13 protein-coding genes and 2 riboswitches are annotated in these 17,266 nt (G+C 45.1%); of the genes, 5 read left to right on the top strand and 8 right to left on the bottom strand.

Annotated features, from left to right (window positions below):
• Positions 1 to 142 precede the first annotated feature (142 nt).
• The 3 genes from DXX92_RS02030 to DXX92_RS02020 all read left to right on the top strand — a co-directional run bounded on the left by DXX92_RS02030 (position 143) and on the right by DXX92_RS02020 (position 3,667).
• Complete coding sequence (locus tag DXX92_RS02030) at positions 143 to 679, top strand: GbsR/MarR family transcriptional regulator (protein WP_342768025.1); 537 nt, start codon at positions 143 to 145, stop codon at positions 677 to 679.
• Positions 680 to 1,217: 538 nt separating this feature from the next.
• Positions 1,218 to 2,597 (top strand): cytochrome ubiquinol oxidase subunit I, encoded by a 1,380-nt coding sequence (locus DXX92_RS02025; protein WP_245961536.1) that lies wholly within the window; start codon positions 1,218 to 1,220, stop codon positions 2,595 to 2,597.
• A 44-nt stretch (positions 2,598 to 2,641) separates the two neighbouring features.
• Positions 2,642 to 3,667 carry a cytochrome d ubiquinol oxidase subunit II gene (locus DXX92_RS02020; protein WP_115998894.1) on the top strand — a complete coding sequence of 342 codons (1,026 nt, stop codon included), beginning with the start codon at positions 2,642 to 2,644 and terminating at the stop codon, positions 3,665 to 3,667.
• 93 nt (positions 3,668 to 3,760) lie between these two features.
• Here DXX92_RS02020 and DXX92_RS02015 read toward each other — a convergent pair whose 3' ends face one another.
• The 6 genes from DXX92_RS02015 to DXX92_RS01990 form a co-directional block, all read right to left on the bottom strand.
• The gene (locus DXX92_RS02015; RefSeq protein WP_115998893.1) at positions 3,761 to 5,617 is read right to left on the bottom strand and encodes a TonB-dependent receptor domain-containing protein; all 1,857 of its coding nucleotides are present in this window, start codon (positions 5,615 to 5,617) and stop codon (positions 3,761 to 3,763) included.
• A 72-nt stretch (positions 5,618 to 5,689) separates the two neighbouring features.
• A riboswitch (cobalamin riboswitch) is annotated at positions 5,690 to 5,834 on the bottom strand.
• A 75-nt stretch (positions 5,835 to 5,909) separates the two neighbouring features.
• Complete coding sequence (locus DXX92_RS02010) at positions 5,910 to 6,749, bottom strand: cobalamin-binding protein (RefSeq protein WP_116002264.1); 840 nt, start codon at positions 6,747 to 6,749, stop codon at positions 5,910 to 5,912.
• Positions 6,750 to 6,845: 96 nt separating this feature from the next.
• A complete protein-coding gene (gene cobO / locus DXX92_RS02005; RefSeq protein WP_115998892.1) occupies positions 6,846 to 7,451 on the bottom strand; it encodes a cob(I)yrinic acid a,c-diamide adenosyltransferase in 606 nt (201 codons plus the stop codon).
• Between the two features lies 1 nt (position 7,452).
• Entirely contained in the window at positions 7,453 to 9,006 is a 1,554-nt protein-coding gene (locus DXX92_RS02000; protein WP_116002263.1) for a cobyric acid synthase, read from the bottom strand.
• 60 nt (positions 9,007 to 9,066) lie between these two features.
• Positions 9,067 to 10,179: a FecCD family ABC transporter permease gene (locus DXX92_RS01995; protein ID WP_115998891.1), complete on the bottom strand. Its 1,113-nt coding sequence runs from the start codon at positions 10,177 to 10,179 to the stop codon at positions 9,067 to 9,069.
• Positions 10,172 to 11,041 carry an ABC transporter ATP-binding protein gene (locus DXX92_RS01990; RefSeq protein ID WP_115998890.1) on the bottom strand — a complete coding sequence of 290 codons (870 nt, stop codon included), beginning with the start codon at positions 11,039 to 11,041 and terminating at the stop codon, positions 10,172 to 10,174. The genes DXX92_RS01995 and DXX92_RS01990 overlap by 8 nt, the downstream gene beginning before the upstream one ends.
• 120 nt (positions 11,042 to 11,161) lie before the next feature.
• Positions 11,162 to 11,402, bottom strand: a riboswitch (cobalamin riboswitch).
• Positions 11,403 to 11,568: 166 nt separating this feature from the next.
• On the opposite strand from DXX92_RS01990, the gene DXX92_RS01985 reads away from it, so the two are divergent.
• Complete coding sequence (locus DXX92_RS01985; protein ID WP_115998889.1) at positions 11,569 to 12,972, top strand: sensor domain-containing diguanylate cyclase; 1,404 nt, start codon at positions 11,569 to 11,571, stop codon at positions 12,970 to 12,972.
• 92 nt (positions 12,973 to 13,064) lie between these two features.
• Here the strand turns inward: DXX92_RS01985 and DXX92_RS01980 are convergent, their stop codons facing one another.
• Positions 13,065 to 14,141 (bottom strand): hypothetical protein, encoded by a 1,077-nt coding sequence (locus DXX92_RS01980; RefSeq protein ID WP_115998888.1) that lies wholly within the window; start codon positions 14,139 to 14,141, stop codon positions 13,065 to 13,067.
• A gap of 212 nt (positions 14,142 to 14,353) precedes the next feature.
• Between DXX92_RS01980 and DXX92_RS01975 the strand changes: the two genes are divergently transcribed.
• Entirely contained in the window at positions 14,354 to 16,384 is a 2,031-nt protein-coding gene (locus DXX92_RS01975; RefSeq protein WP_115998887.1) for a DNA topoisomerase III, read from the top strand.
• Between the two features lie 42 nt (positions 16,385 to 16,426).
• Here DXX92_RS01975 and DXX92_RS01970 read toward each other — a convergent pair whose 3' ends face one another.
• Positions 16,427 to 17,218 carry a PEP-CTERM sorting domain-containing protein gene (locus DXX92_RS01970; RefSeq protein ID WP_115998886.1) on the bottom strand — a complete coding sequence of 264 codons (792 nt, stop codon included), beginning with the start codon at positions 17,216 to 17,218 and terminating at the stop codon, positions 16,427 to 16,429.
• Positions 17,219 to 17,266: the final 48 nt, after the last annotated feature.

Genomic DNA, 17,266 nt, shown 5'->3' with positions numbered 1-17,266 from the left:
ATTCAGAAACTGATAAACACTGAAAAATGTTGGCAGCATAGATACGGGGAACTGTCACCCAGTTATGCAAAAGGATTCCAATAAATAGTGTTGCATGGTTAATCAGAAAACTGCGGAGTAGCGGCTAATGAAAGTGTCATCAATGACTCAATCGTTAATTCTTCACTTTGGTGAAATGGGCTCGAAATGGGGGTTAAATCGCACCCTAGGTCAAATGTATGCCCTGATTGTGTTGACCGAAGCACCACTCAATGCCGACCAAATTAGTGAGTGCCTACAAATCTCACGATCTAATGTTTCTATGGGTTTAAAAGAGCTTAAATCGTGGAACTTGATCAAGTTACAGCATATTCCCGGCGATAGAAAAGAGTATTTCTCTGCGCCTAGCGATGTTTGGGAAATTGCCCGTACTTTGGTAGTTGAACGCCGTAAACGTGAGCTTGATCCTACCTTATCAATGATGCGTGATGCCCTACTACAAGAGCCCGGTAACGACGCTGATCGCTATGTACAAAAACGTGTGCAGGAAATGCATGATCTGATGGAAATGGTCACCCTTTGGTCAAATGAGTTGCAGGGCATGTCATCAGACAAACTGGCCGCACTGCTTAAACTCGGCGAAGGTATCGGCAAACTCATTGATATGAAAGACAAGCTATTACCCAATAAAAAAGCCTAAGCGCGTAATGGGCAAACAATTGCTAAGTAGATAAAGCATCGAAAACTAGCGCACAAGCTGCTAACACCAAAAGCATTTGCTTAAAACAAAGGCTCAAAACATAAGCTCAAAACACAAGCTAAGAAGCGCAAACAAACTAATTCCGATAATGATCATCTCCCCCTTTTTCCCAGTTTAGACAGGGTTATGATCTTTATCACAGCAAAGCTGATTCGTAGCGATCAGCGTTGCCGAACAACCAAGCAGAGCATGTGAGCCTGTATCGTAGGCTGATGATAGAACAAAGTCGGACTGTGTGCCGCTAATGTGTTTTGGCATGCCTAATTTGCATAGTAGTTCGCATGGTACTTCGCTTAGTAGTTCGCATGGTGTTCGCCTAGCCTAGATACTTCATGTTCATACCTTATTAGGTGTTGGCTCGGTCAAGCTGAAAAGAATTCGTTTAGCTAATGCGCCCAAGGAGGTGCTTATGTTTGCTTTTAGTCCACTTGCCTATATCAATCTGGCCTTTATCGATTTGGCTGCTGAAACTGGCCTAATGTTGTCGCGAATTCAATTTGCCGCCAACATCAGTTTTCATATCTTATTTCCAACCATCAATATCGCCCTTTGTTGGATTCTTGTTTTCTTCAAATGGCGCTACAACCGTACCCAAGATGACGCTTGGCTGCGGGTATATCGGTTTTGGGTGCGGATCTTTGCGCTAACATTCGCCATTGGCGTGGTCAGCGGCATTACTATGTCTTTTCAATTTGGTACTAACTGGCCCGGCTATATGGAAAAAGTCGGCAATATTGCAGGCCCTTTACTGGGCTATGAAGTAATGACCGCCTTCTTTTTGGAAGCCTCCTTCTTGTCGATCATGCTCTTTGGCATGGACAGAGTCTCGAATCGCGTACACACCATAGCAACTGTGCTAGTCGCTGTTGGCACTAGCCTATCGGCCTTCTGGATTTTAGTACTCAACTCTTGGATGCAAACGCCCGCAGGTTTTGAAATGATCGACGGCGTAGCCCACGTAACCAGCTGGTATGAAGTGGTATTTAACCCTTCCATGCCTTATCGCCTTGCCCATATGCTACTAGCTTCGGCACTGACCGCAGCCTTTTTGATTGCTGGTATTTCCGCTTATCGCTTGGTTAAAGGGGATCAAAAGTCGTCAGTAAAATATGCACTTAACTTTTCTGTGCTACTGGCTGCTATATTAATGCCACTGCAAGCTTTTGTCGGTGATTTACATGGCTTGAATACCTTTGAACACCAGCCAGGGAAAGTCGCTGCGATGGAAGGGGTATGGCAAACTGAACGCGGCGCCCCACTACTGTTATTTGCCGTGCCAGATGAAACAGCGCGCACCAATCATTTTGAAGTGGCCATACCAAATTTAGCTAGCCTGATTCTAACGCATGAAATTGACGGTGAAATTCGTGGCCTAGATGAATTTAAGGGTGAACATCCTCCCGTCGCCCCAGTGTTTTACAGCTTTCGCTTAATGATTGGCATCGGGCTATTAATGTTAGCCATCGCTTGGCTCGCCAGTTATCAGTTTGTTTATAAAAAACGCTACCCAACATGGCTATTAAAAACTACCGTGGCCATGACCTTTTCTGGCTGGCTAGCAACACTTGCCGGCTGGTATGTCACAGAAATTGGCCGCCAACCTTATCTAGTGTCAGGTGTACTGACCACTAAAGAAGCTGCCACAGGCATCGCCCCAGAAAATATCGCCTTGTCACTTACCTTATATTTGCTGGTTTATGGCTTCTTATTAATTGCCTATATTAAAACCTTGTTTGTGATGGCAGATCGTGCCGTTAAGCTTGAAGCGACAAACCCTAAATTGGCAGATATGCAACAAGCAGATAGCACGACCGAATCGCCAAGCGAAACACTAAGCGAGCCAATAAGCGCCCAATAATTCACCATACGTTTTAGTTTGAAAAAGTTGTAAAGGAGTTTGTGATGGAGTTTGTTACAGAGAGCTCAACAGTAAACTGGTTACCTATGGTGTTTATTGCACTAATGGGCTTGTCGTTTCTGGTGTACGCCATTTTAGATGGCTACGACTTAGGCGTCGGCGTATTGCTACCCACCGACAAAGCGGCCGCCAATCAAGCCGCGCGCGATAAAATGATCTATTCAATTGGCCCGTTTTGGGATGCCAATGAAACTTGGTTAGTGTTAGCGATTGGCTTAATGTTGATCGCATTTCCCAAAGCCCATTCGATTGTGCTGCAAGCCTTGTATTTGCCCACGGCATTCATGCTATTTGGCTTGATTTTACGCGGTGTATCTTTTGATTTTCGCACCAAAGCGCCGAGTAAAGACAAGCATAAATGGGATTTGGCGTTTAAAGCCGGCTCACTTATCGCTACCCTGTGCCAAGGTTATATGCTAGGCCGCTATGTAACCGCGTTTGATACCAGTACTGCGGCAACCTTGTTCGCCCTACTCTCTGCGATTTGTGTCACCGCTGGTTACTGCTATGTTGGCGCGGCTTGGTTGGTGATGAAAACCGAAGGTGATTTACAAAAACGTTCGGCAAAATGGGCGATTTGGTCGAACCGCTTTATGGCATTAGGGATCATCGCAGTTTGTATCGCCAACCTGTCCATTGATCCTGTTATTGCCGACAAATGGTTAGGCTTTCCGCAAGTGTTTATCTTGATCCCATTAGTGATGCTGTTTGGCTTTATGTTTGTCACCGTTGAGCTTTACTTACGCAAAGTGCCGATGGCAGATGATTTTGGCTGTTGGTACCCGTTTGTTTGCGCCATCATTATTTTCACTTTGTGTTTTTGTGGCTTAGCCTACAGTTTCTATCCGTATATCGTGCCAAACCAACTGACGATTTTTGAAGCAGCCAGTGCGCCAGCGTCACTCTTAGTGATTTTCTGGGGCGCAGTGATAGTGTTGCCTGTGATTATTGGCTACACGATTTTTGCGTATAAAGTGTTTTGGGGTAAAACCAGTCAGTTAAACTATTAGGGGTTACTACTAAGTAGGCAATTTCTAGAAATAAAAAAAGTGAGGGCTAGCCCTCACTTTTTGTGTCGAAATACCTTATCGGTAGTTAACTCGCTACATTGCGTAATTTATACCAATATACGCAGCGCGATCTTGGGTATTGTAATTTACTGCCGTTTCGTAGTTTTCGTTGAACGCGTTAGTAATACGCGATTCAACTGAAAGGTTTGGCGTTACAGGGTAACTAGCCGTTAAGTTAACTAGGTGGTAGCTGTCTAGTTTTACACGACCAACACCAAACACATTGTCTTCACGCTCGCCGCGATATTGGTATTCCACATAAAGCGATAAATCGCCAATATTAGTGTCGAACTGGTAGCTAAATTGATCTTTAGCACGGCGAATTAACTGCTCGCCCGTCGCTTTGTCTTCAGCATCAACATAACCCGCATTAATCTGGTGGTTACCACCAAAACCTTGATACTTCGCGGTAAACTCGATACCTGACATTTCTGCTTCATTCACATTGGTAGGCTGGAAGAAGAAATTTGCATCCGGCAGCCAAACAATCAGGTTATCGACATCTGTTTGATACAGGTTAAACGCCATATCAACGTTGGCGTAGTTCGTTTCGAACACTAACTCAATCGTATCTGAAGTTTCCGATTGCAGATCTGGGTTACCTGAGGAGAACTGGCTGGCTGGGAAGTATAAGTCGTTAAAGCTTGGCGCTTTAAAGCCACTGCCTGCATTTAGCGCAATGCGTGTATCTTCATTGATTTGATAGCCAATGCCTGCGTTGTAAGTGGTTTCTGAGTCAACATTTTCAACATCGTCATGGCGAATCGCCGCTTCAACCGTTAAGTCATCTTTGCTGTACAAGCTATGAGCGTAAAACGCTGTCACATCGCGCTCGTCTTCGGCAAAATCAGTCGTACTGTTGAGTTGCTCGTTGTAGTAGTCAAAGCCTAAGTTGAACTGTAAAAATGGGAAAACTTGCGCATGGTTTACTAGCGAAAACTGATCACGGCGTGTTTCAAATACCGTTGTGAAAACATCGGTACCATCAAGGTAATTTTCCGAGTAGTCACGATTTTGACCAACAGACAAAGTGGTGTGGTTTTGTACATGACCAATAATTTGGCTGTAAGTACCACGTACTAACCAAGCGTGGTTACGAGTTTCTGCTTCGTTGGCACCACCAAATGCATTGTCATATTCATTATCACCTTGATCGGCTCGCGCTAACCAGTCAATTGCTAGTTGGCTGTTAACTTGCTGCTGACCTTTGATCGCGACCGAGTCATATTCGTAGCCATCGTTGTCATCTTCAGCAGTTTTTAACACGTCAAAGCCATCGCTTTTCTCACGGTTCAAGGTAATGCTGGTATGGCCCTTGCCGTCTGGATGTGCGATGCCTGCGCCTGCTTTGTACTGGCGATAATCATCAGCACCCACTGTGACACCAGCAATATATTCGCTACCTTCAAGTTGGCGAGTGAAAATTTGAATCACGCCACCAATGGCATCAGAACCCCAAATCGCGGCACGAGGCCCTTTCACTACTTCAATACGATCAATCAGTTCAGGTGCAATAATTTGCGTGTTGGTTGAACCCAAGCTAGCAGAGCTAACACGAATGCCATCAATCAGCACTAACGTTTGGTTTGAGTTTGTGCCACGCAAGAACAGCGATGAATTTTGACCACGACCACCTTGGTTAGTGATATCAATACCCGGAATGGTATCAAGCACATCATCAAGTGATTTTGGCTGAATTCGAGCAATATCTTCACGCGTGATCACAACCACGCTAGCAAGCGCGGTATCGATGTTGACCGGCGAGCGACTGCCAGTTACGGTAATAACTTCTTCATCAGCGACAGAAGGAGCTTGGGCGTAAACGTTGGCATTTACAGTGATTGCAGCGCCGATAGCCACTGCTAATTTGGATAAGTGTTTTATGTTCATATGTCCTCAATTATTGATGCCCACCGCACCAAGTACTGCATTAGTGACTTTATTAAGTCTTTATTAAATTAAAGCTATTTAGGTAATCGGGCTTTATGGCTCACAGCTAATGTTTAACTATTCAGAGCGGCCATATTACCGTTGCGGGGGCAGCGCTGAACTCTCATCAGCTTCCCCTAAATAACCCTGCTATGTAGCCTAATAACGTTGGCTAAACGGCGTTAACTTTTCTAGCGATGATTTCTCTAGCGTTAACGCGAAATTTCTTTATCAGCAATGTGCTTGCTATACGCTATTCACGAAAGCTATCGAGTTGCTGGCACATATCGGCCAAGCCCACCAGCATATTGCTACTAAAGCGATGCATGACATCACCATTGGTATGAATAATTTGCTGCTTTTTCACCGCAGGAATTTGCGGCCAGTGTTGCCAGCCAGCATCCGGCTGCTTGTTGCCTTTAGCACTGCTGGCATCTGGGATAACAATCACATCTGGCATTGCCACCAAGACATTTTCAACACTAACTTGCGGCGTTTTGGTTGGTGCATTGGCAAAGACATTATTGGCATTGCAGCTGGTCACCAGTTGGTTGATCCAACTGTCTTGATTAATGGTCATTAAAGGCGCAGACCATAGCTGATAGAACACCGACAATACTTGTTTGTCTTGATATTGCGCTTCGATGTTGGTCAGTTGCGTCATAAACTGATCCGCTTTTTGCTGAGCTAATGCTTCTTGCCCGGTAAGCTTGCCAAGCATCACCAACTCTTTGGCAACATCAGCCAGTGCTTTTGGCTCACTAAGCTGTACGTTTAAGCCCAGCTCTTGCATTTTGGCTAAGTCTTGTGCCTGATTGCCACCTTGCCAAAACAAGATTAAGTCGGGCTGATAGCTAAGCAATTTTTCGATACTAATCCCCGCGTGTCCGCCAATGCGCGGAATTGCCTTGGCCGCTTCTGGGTGGTTGGCATAGTCAACTGTTGCAACAATGCGATCGCCGGCGCCAATTTCATAGAGCATTTCTACAATATGCGGCGCAAGCGCAACAATACGCTGCGCAGGTTTGGGCGCAGACGTGGTTTCTAGACTAGCGGCATCCGGTACTTTTTCTGCGGCTATTTCTAATGCCATTGCTTGTTCCACAGCAAAGCAATTTAGCAATACAAACAGCAGAAGAAAGTAGCTAGTAATTGAGCTTTTCGACAAAATCATAACTTAGTACATAGCTTAGTAATCAAAGCCAACTTGGGCTTTAATGCCAGCATCGAATGCATGTTTGACGTTTTTCACTTCGCTAACGGTATCAGCCAATTCTAGCAATTTGCGATGGGCGGCACGTCCGGTAACCACAACAAACTGATGCTTAGGGCGATTGGCTAAACAGTCAATCACTTCATCAACCGGCAAATAATCATAGCTCAGCATATAGGTCAGCTCATCAAGCAAAACAATGTCGAGCTCAGAGTTGGCAAGCATTTCTTTAGCTCCTTGCCACGCGGTTTGCGCTGCCGCGATATCGGCTTCGCGATTTTGCGTTTCCCACGTAAAACCGGTTGCCATGACGACAAACGGCACATCAAACTTTTCTAATAGCTTTCGCTCACCACAGTCCCAAGTCCCTTTGATAAACTGCACTACACCTGCTTTTAAGCCATGACCCACAGCACGTGTTACTGTGCCAAAACCAGCCGTGGTTTTACCTTTACCATTGCCGGTGATAACCTGCAAAATGCCGCGTTCTTCTTGCGCTGCCGAAATACGCTCATCAACTTTTTCTTTCAGTCGTTGCTGGCGCTTTTGGTGGTTCTCCGAACGATTTGTCGATTTATCCATGTCACTCATTGCCATGACGATAAAACTCCCGTGTTATGTCTAATAATCTGTCGATATTTAAATGCTGTTCACAAACCGTAGCCAAGCGTTCTAGCTCTTGCTCGCGGTGCTGATCTAAATCCAAGGCAGGTACTGCCGACTGTGGTTTAACCCAGTGCAAAATTGCTTGGGTTGGCGCAGGTTTATCAAATAAACCGTGTAAGTAGGTGCCGATCACTTGCCCATCGCTTGAGATAAAGCCATCGCTAATTAATTGCCCTTGCTGATTGCGATAACGGGCAAAGGGCTGTGCCATTGCGCTTCCTTGGCTAATACCACAATGGATTTCATAGCCTTGAATAACGATAGATTCTGCTGCTAATTTATTCTCGAGCAATTCTCTTTCAACCAATTCAATCTCAAGCAAGAGCTCAGCAGTAACTTGCACAAGTGCCTTTTCTTCGGTGAGCTCGGTAGTAAAGTCGGCAAGACCTAGGGTACTTTGCTCAGCAACACTTGATTCAATACCACGGGGATCGCAAATTTTATCACCCAGCATTTGTAAACCGCCACAAATTCCCAGTACTTTACCGCCATAGCGTAAGTGCTGCTTGATTTGCTCTGCCCACCCTTGCGCGGCTAAAAACTGGTAATCACCGATTACGTTTTTCGAGCCCGGTAGAATAATCAAATCGCAGGCAGGAATGGCTTGCCCGACCCGCACATAATGAAGATTAACCGACGGATTTAACCGCAGGCTATCAAAGTCGGTATGATTGGAAATATGCGGCACTAGCAATACCGCGATGTTAATTTGTTCAATTTTAGCGTCATTAACATTGGCAAGTGCTAACGCATCTTCGGCATCTAGTGCCAAGTCATGCAGGTAAGGTAGAACCCCAAGTACTGGCTTGCCGGTTTCTTGTTCAAGCCAATCAAGCCCAGATTGCAGCAAACTAATATCACCGCGAAAACGATTAATCACAAAGCCTTTGATCCTTGCTTGTTCAGTGGGCGATAGCAAAGCTAGTGTTCCCACTAAATGAGCAAACACGCCACCTTTGTCGATATCGGCAATAATAATTACTGGACAATCGACTGCTTCGGCAAAGCCCATATTGGCAATATCGCCTGCGCGTAAATTAATCTCAGCTGGGCTGCCCGCCCCTTCCACCAATAAATATTGGAACTGCTCACTCAGTCGTTGATAAGAGTCGAGCACTGCATCCATCGCGATTTTTTTATAGTCTTGGTAAGCTGCCGCTTCCATATTATTAATCGCTTTGCCGTGCACTATTACTTGCGCACCCGTATCGGAATTTGGTTTCAGCAAAATCGGGTTAAAGTCCACTTGCGCAGGCACTTTTGCGGCTATTGCTTGTAGTGCTTGAGCACGGCCAATCTCGCCGACTTCGTCACTTTCTCCTATTGCCGCAACCGCGCTATTAAGTGCCATGTTTTGTGGTTTAAATGGTGCGGTATTAAATTGACGGTTTGCCAAAGCGCGGCATAAACCTGCAACGAGCGTGCTTTTACCCGCATCAGAGGTGGTGCCCTGTATCATCAAGGTTTGCATAGATAGGGTTTGCATAGTATCTCGAGTTTTCCCAGTCATTATTGCACCTTCTCGTTACTTTTAGCGGCTTTGGCGGCGATAGCGCACCACCATTAACGACAAGAAAAAGCCACTACCCAGTAGCCCTGTGATAATACCGAGCGGTAATTCTTGGTGAGATAACAAGGTGCGGGCAATCACATCAACCCAGACCATAAACACGCCACCGAGTAAACAAACAGCAATTGGGTGAATCACTTGCGCTTGTGAAACAAATAGCCGAACAATGTGCGGGATCATTAAGCCTACAAAGCCAATACCACCGCACACGGCGACTAAACTTGCGGTTAACAAAGAACTTAACAGCAGCATAACCAAGCGAAATTTTGCGACATTCACGCCCAAAGTAATCGCACTTTCATCCCCTAACAGTAAGGCCGAAAGCTGACGACGAAACAGTAATACCGCCGCTAACGTGGTTAACAATAACACCGAGGGCAAAATAAGTTGTAACCACTGGGCGCGAGCAAAGCTGCCCATGGTCCAGAAGATCACCGCGCTGATCGCCTGTGGATCGCTAAAATATAAGGTCACGCTAGTAATGGCGCTAAATAAGAAAGACAAAGCGACACCCGCTAACAGCATAGACTCAACCTGCCGACCAATAGCTGAACCTGCAACTGCTAGCAAAATCGCAATGGCAACTAGTGCACCAATAAAAGCGGCAAACGATAAGCTCAGTTGATTCACTAGCGGCGATAGCCAACTCTCGCTTTGGCCAAGTGCTGTGGCAAGTGCACTGCCGGCAAAGGTCATAAAAAGCACGACACCAACGGTTGCCCCTGACGAAATACCAAATAAATAGGGATCAGCGAGTGGATTGCGGGTCACGGTTTGCAGCATAAGTCCGGCCAGTCCAAGACCGCCACCGGCAATCAAGGCCAATAACGTGCGCGGCATACGGAGTTGCCAAATAATTTGCTCAGCTAAGGCAGCGCTTGTTGCGACGGCTTGCTCAGCGGGTAAAACGGAGTCAGTAGGCTCAGCAGCTTGAACATCGCCAATAACGGCATAAAACGCTTGCTCAAGGCTAATCTCCGCCGCGCCAAAAGACAGGGCCGACACCAGCGAGAACAATGACAAACTCAATAACCCGACAAACCATAGTGTTGAGCTCTTGGTACGACTAATCATGCGCAGCCCCCAGTTCTGCCGAGCTTTCTAATTTATGCTCTGAGTGGTATTGATAAGTAATTAACGGGCTGCCATGCTCGGGGTGCGGCTGCAATTGGGCATTCACGCCAAACACTTCGGCGAGTAACGCTTGAGTGAGCACTTGATTTGGCGCGCCATCGGCCACTAGTTTGCCATTGCTAAGTACTAGTAACCGATCGCACATAGCGCTCGCTAAATTCAAATCATGAAAAGAGGCAAGTACCGTAATACCAAGCGATTTAGCTAAGTTAATAATTTGAATTTGGTATTTAACATCAAGGTGGCTAGTGGGCTCATCCATGATCAGCAAGCTAGGTTGTTGCACCATGGCGCGGGCAATCAAAACGCGCTGTTTCTCACCACCAGAAAGGGAATCAAAACTCTGCTTCGCTTTATCAAGCATCGCCACTTGCGTTAGGGCTTGTTGCACTTGCTGCTGTTCATTGCGGCTAGTGCGATGCCAAATTGAGGTGCGCGGTAATAAACCTAACTCCACCACATCAGCAACCGAGAGGTTAAAAAAGCTTGGTGATTCTTGTAATACCACCGCCACTTGTTGCGCGTAGGCTTGTTGGCTGTAGGTGTCGAGCAGTTGGCCTTGATAATGTACTTGCCCAGTCGTAGGGCTGTGATAGCGATACAAACAACGTAATAAGCTGGATTTACCGGCGCCATTGGGGCCAAGTAAGCCAACAAATTCACCTTGTTTTAGGTGAAAATTAATCTCGCTTAAAATAATTTTGCGACCAGTTTGCCACCCCAGATCAGTGACCACGAGCTGTTGCCCACTTAAACTAGGATCTGAAGTTATAGTCGCGTTTGCTTGTGCTGCTCGCTGCATAGCCTTAGCCAGTATCAACAAGCTATCGTTACGATAGCCGCCAAATGTCGGCGCAGTTGCACAGCAAAGCCCGGCCAGTTAGACCGAAATGACAATGCCCGAGTAACCCGCTCGACTTGTTAATATGAAGTGGTAAATACCGGTATCCTGACTAACAGCATCTCGACCTACACCTTCCCAAGTTTGTTCGCTAGCTCATCGCATTAGCACTTCAACACTCAGTGGTTTACCAGTTCTAGCCGCTCAAAATGAACGATTTTTTGGCAAATAGGCTGCTCTGTTTACAGTTGCGGGTACAGTTGAGGATTTTCACCCCATTCCCAAGCACTTACCTTGAGCGGCAATTATCAAGGCTGGCGCTAAAAAAGCAAGCATAACTGGCGATAACTTATACCGTACGCGCATTTAGGTGAGGCGAACTAACTTTAATACCAACTCGATATCGATTAATTACAATTTATCATTGGTTAAGCGTTAAGCAATTCGTTAAAATCCGCGCAATTTTTTGTTAATAGCTTGTTACCTCGATGCCCAGAAGTGAAAATTATTTAAAAAAGGAACTGTATTCTCTAATAAAAGAAGATGCGAAGATTTTTGAATTTTTACAATCTGGCGCCACTGATGGCATGTGGTATTGGGATCTAGAGCAGCCCGAAAATGAATGGATGAGCGATCGATTTTGGACTGAGCTTGGCTATGATCCGACAAAAAAATCACACCGCGCTTCAGAGTGGCAAGATATTATCAACCAAGATGATTTGCAGTTAGCACTGGAAAACTTTCAAAAGCACTGCGATGATCCAAACCATCCTTACGACCAAGAAGTTCGCTATCGTCACAAAGATGGTTCCACCGTTTGGATTCGCTGTCGCGGCATCGTCATTCGCAATAGCAACAACCAACCCTATCGCATGCTTGGTGTCCACAGCAATATTACCGCACTAAAAGAAAGTGAAGCGCGTTACCGAACAAGCCTTAAGAAAATCGATCATGCCTATGCGTCAGTTAAATTGGCACTGGAAGAAAGTGAGCGACTATTTGAAATGGCACCAGACGCTAACTTAAAGCTGGATGTCCGTGGCAATATTATTAAAGCTAACCAGCAAGCCGAAGAATTATTTGCCTGCCCTCGCAACAAACTAGAACAGCTAAGTGTTTTTAGTTTAGTGCCACTTGCTAAACTGGAAAAATACCAGCAAGCATTCAGACAGTATTTCGATCCTTGCTATACCGGAGACAGCCTTTTTAAAAAATCACTGGCCATTCTCGATTATGCTGGCCGCCCACTAACCATTGAAGTAACGCTTAACCTAATTCCGACCAGAGCAGGGAAAATCGCACTTGCGACCATACGTGATATTTCGGAAAAAGAAGCCCTAATTCAATCGCTGCAGCACCAACTTGAAGAAAACCAAAAGCTACACGCTTTGGCCCTATCAGACCCTTTGACCAAAATTTTCAATAAGCGTCACTTTAACAATATGATGCTGGAAGAGCACAATAAGGCGGTTCGTCATCAGCAACGTTTATCCTTGATCCTCTTCGACATTGACCACTTTAAAGCAGTGAATGACAACTATGGTCACGATGTGGGCGATAAGGTGTTAATGCAACTAACCCTGTTAATTAAACAATTTGTGCGCGAGGAAGACACCTTTGCCCGAGTTGGCGGTGAAGAATTTGCCATTATTGCGCCATTTACCAACACAGATGCAGCGTTAACTATCGCCGAACGTATTGTCGAAGAGTGCGCTAAGCACCCGTTTGTGATTAATGATCAACAGCAAATAAACATCACGGTTAGTGTTGGTACCGCTTCCCTATCGAGCACAGATAAAACTTGGTCACCATTATTTGAACGTGCTGACAAAGCACTATATCAAGCAAAACGTTTGGGCCGCGACCAAGTGCAAGTTAGTGCACTTTTTTAAGCTACGATTTTAAATTAACGTTTTTAAGTGAGTATTTTAATCCCAATACTCGAACAGCTAAGCACTGCATTAATGCGCTAGCATCATATGGGTTAGCTCGCAGTTGCTAAGTGTATTGGCGCTACCAAGGCTTCAGACAATTGCTGTTTTAGTTGTTCTGGTTTATCGACAGCAAGCCAAAGTTTGTTAACGGGCTCTGGCATTTGTCCCATCATTGCCATATAAGTTTGTGGCTCGCTAAACACCAGTTCAATATTGGCAGCTTTACTCTTATCGCTACCTTTAGCCTTCGCTTTACCGAGCAATAATTGCTCTTTATTGCCTGTTTGCTGAAAATCCCCTAAATTAACCTCTGCAATCGCTTTAGTGTCGATTGCAATAAAGCTCCAAAAGGCAGCATTAACCACTAGTTTGTCTCCTAACAAGTAAACAGAATAATGCCTTGCGATACGATGATTTGCCGTACTAAAAATAACGCTATAGAAGAAAAAACTAGCAACAATAATAGCCACAAGCTCGCTCCAGCCTGCCAATAACCAATAACAGCTTGTGCCAAGCACGACACAGCCTGTGAGCAATAACAGCCAATGCCAACGCTGCGTCGAGTTTACCTGTAACTGCGCCAGCGCCTTTGCGTGGTTACGTGAGAATTTTGGAATAGCGTAGTACCAACTAGCTGGCTCCCATGCAAATGGCACAGCCAGCGTTAGCTTCTTGTCATCATCTTGGTACTGATTAAACGCATGAACGCGCGGATCGCCACTTAGTTTTCTCGCTCGCCATAAGCCTTTTACTATGGTCACCATCAAATACAATTCGATAATCAGCAAGACACCGATAATCGGATAGCGCAAATAGGTAATAAACTCAAAATATTCAGCAATATTGCTGGGAAAACTGTAGCGGGCGCACAGTGCGCTTAATGAAAAGATCAGAAACATTTTCCATGGTTTTTGTTGACCCGCCTTAATCACCCAAAACCAATAAAGCACGGGTAAAAAAATAAAATAACCAAATACCGCCAGTAATAGCGGCGACATGGCGACTAGGTTTTCAATAGTTAATGTTGAGCTGAATGCTAACTGCTCTGGCAATAACTGAAAGCCTGCGGTAAACACCACTATGGCTGTCAATAAGAATTGCAGTCTTTTTCTAACAGGGGTTCGCATCGCTTCATCCTTGAATAATTTTTATAAGTATTCCCTATCAGTCAGCGAACACAAAAATTTATTACACTGCAGCTCATAATTTATTACTTTACTATTAATAGCTTATTGATTACCGATAACTATTCTTGCTAGCGCCTTGGTAACTGGATATTTAACCAGTATCAAGTTACACTCGCTTTATCACTCTGTTAGCACTTATTTAATTTCACTTAATGAAGCTGTATATCGCCGAAAAACCTAGCCTAGGACGAGCCATCGCAGATGTGCTCCCCAAACCGCATAAGAAACAGCAAGGTTATATTCAAGTAGGCAACGGCGATATTGTCACTTGGTGCATTGGTCATATTTTGGAACAAGCTGAGCCTGAAGCTTATGGTGAGCACTATAAGAAATGGCAGCTTGAACACTTGCCGATCATTCCAGAGAGTTGGCAGTTAAAACCTAAGTACAAAACCAAAAGCCAACTTACCGTAATCCGTAATTGGCTGAAAAAAGCAAATGAAGTTATTCACGCGGGCGACCCTGATCGTGAAGGCCAGTTGTTGGTCGATGAAGTACTTAACTATTTAAAGCTTTCTAAAACAAAAACCTCAGCGGTGAAACGCCTATTAATTAGCGACTTAAACCCAGCCGCAGTGAAAAAAGCCCTTAGCCAATTGAAATCTAATCAAGCCTATATGCCGCTTTCTGTTTCGGCGTTAGCCCGCAGCCGCGCCGATTGGCTTTATGGCATTAACCTGACCCGAGCACTGACGATTCAAGGAGGCAAAGCGGGCTATCAAGGGGTATTGTCGGTCGGCAGAGTACAAACCCCCGTGTTGGGGCTAGTGGTCAATCGCGATCGCGAAATTGCCAACTTTGTTAGTAAGCCTTTTTATGAAGTGGAAGCCGAATTATCACTCAACCAGAGCACGCCTAACCAGAACACTGATAGCCAAGCCACATCTGCGCCAAATATCATGGCCAAATGGCAACCAAGTGAAGCCTGCCAACCATACCAAGATGAAGACGGGCGAGTAGTAGTAAAAGCGCTGGCTGAAAATGTGGTGAGCCGCATTCACCAGCAACCAGCGAAAGTCACTGAGCTGACAAAGCAAGACAAACAACAAAACGCACCACTGCCGTATAATTTATCGGCCCTGCAAATTGATGCGGCAAAGCGCTATGCCATGAATGCTAAATTGGTGTTAGACGTTTGTCAGGCACTGTATGAAAAACACAAGCTGATCACTTACCCAAGATCAGATTGCCGTTATTTACCCACTGAGCATTTTAGCCAAGCACCGCAAATACTTGCCATGCTAAAAGACAGCCAACTGCCGCTGGCAAAGCAGTTAAGCGATGCCGATCCCAAGCGCAAAAGCCGCGCTTGGCAAGACAGCAAAGTTGGCGCTCATCACGCGATTATCCCTACCACCAAATCGCCAGCTAAGCTTAATTTAAACAACTTTGAGAAAAATGTTTATCAACTGATTTGCCGCCAATATGCGGCGCAGTTTTTTCCTGCTTATTGCTATCAGCAGATTAAAGCGAGTTTTTCAATTGCCGGCGGGTTATTTACTGCTAGCACTAATATAGTGTCACAACTAGGTTGGAAATCGCTGTTTACTCCCTCCCCAAATAGCAAAGGAGGAAGCACGAAAGCAGAGCAAGCTAAATCTAACAGTAACAAAGCAGATGACGGTGAACAGCAAAATAACAACCCTGCCCTCGCAAACTTAACTCAAGGGCAAACCTTATTTTGCCAACAGGGGCATTTACGGGAAAAACAAACCGAGCCACCAAAGCATTTTACCGATGCATCTTTGCTTGCTGCCATGACAGGGATTGCCCGCTTTGTCACCGACAAATCGCTTAAAGCCATTTTAAAAGAAACCGACGGTCTGGGCACTGAAGCAACCCGCGCAGGAATTATCGACCTGCTATTTAAACGGGGCTTTTTACAGCGCCAAGGCAAACAAATTCATGCAACCGATGCAGGAAAAGGCTTAATTGATGCCTTACCTAACGATTGTACTCAGCCTGATATGACCGCACGCTGGGAATTATCCCTTAACCAGATTGCCGATAAAGCCTGTAGCTATGGGCAATTTATGCAGCCCATAGAAGGTTCATTGCACGGCTTAATTAATTTGCTTAGCCAGCATTTACCCAGCTCATTGCAAGGGCTGAAAAGTCCACAAAAGCCAGCGTATAAAAAGCGCCGAAAAACATCACATCGCAAACGAAAATCGACTGTTTAAACGTTTATTACAGCGAATGCATGTTTGTCGGCAAATGCATTTTTAATGGCGAACACCTTTTTTACGTCGAATAAATAGCCCTGCCAGCGCCAGTGCAAAGAGGCTCAACATGCTTGGTGTCGGGATCGTTGCCACTTCACGAACTAACCATGTCCCTACTGTGGCATTAGCAAATTGCGCAGTATTGGTCGCATTAAATGAGAGAATATCGGTAACGTTATCGCTGAACTGAAAACTAGTTTGTCCATCCAATACAAAAGGAGATCTAAATCTGCCACGATTACCCACGGCATTATTTGTATATCCGCGCGTTTCACCTATATTGGGCAAATTTGGGTTTACGTCATTAATAGTGGCACCGCTATCTTCCGATGCCTCATGCACAGTGTCACCAAAGGCAAGAATAAACTGCTCAGTGAGATCGCTTGCGCCATTTCCTATCGTTACTTGCTCATCACCAGCTAAAGTGAGACCAAAAAACGTTCCAAATAAGCCCGCAAGTTCTGAACTGGCCACTGTTGACCAACCACTACTTAAGTCTGGCGAGAGACTTAGCACGTCATTCAACGCTCCACTATTTGTGGTCAACAAACTAGAAGAATTGTTTAATCGTCCATCATCGTTCAAGTCGGCGACAAGGCTGTTATAGGAAATACCATTGGTAACAGACAGATCTAACCACTCCCAAATACTGCCATCACTTCGATATTCAAGAACGGTTAAGCCGTTGTCTTCAAAATTATTGTCAACGCCTATCATCGCCGCTTGTGAGCTGACTGATAGACCAGCGAGAAAAATCGTACCGACTAATGCTACTGACTTCAAAAAATTCATAAAAATTCCTTATTTACTAACCACATATAATAACTACACCAAACAACT

Origin of the sequence: Thalassotalea euphylliae, from assembly GCF_003390395.1 — a bacterium.
In the GTDB taxonomy this organism is placed as follows: Bacteria; Pseudomonadota; Gammaproteobacteria; order Enterobacterales; family Alteromonadaceae; genus Thalassotalea_F; species Thalassotalea_F euphylliae_C.
The sequence above is the reverse complement of the archived record's forward strand: the minus strand, read 5'-3'. Positions and strand labels throughout refer to the sequence as shown.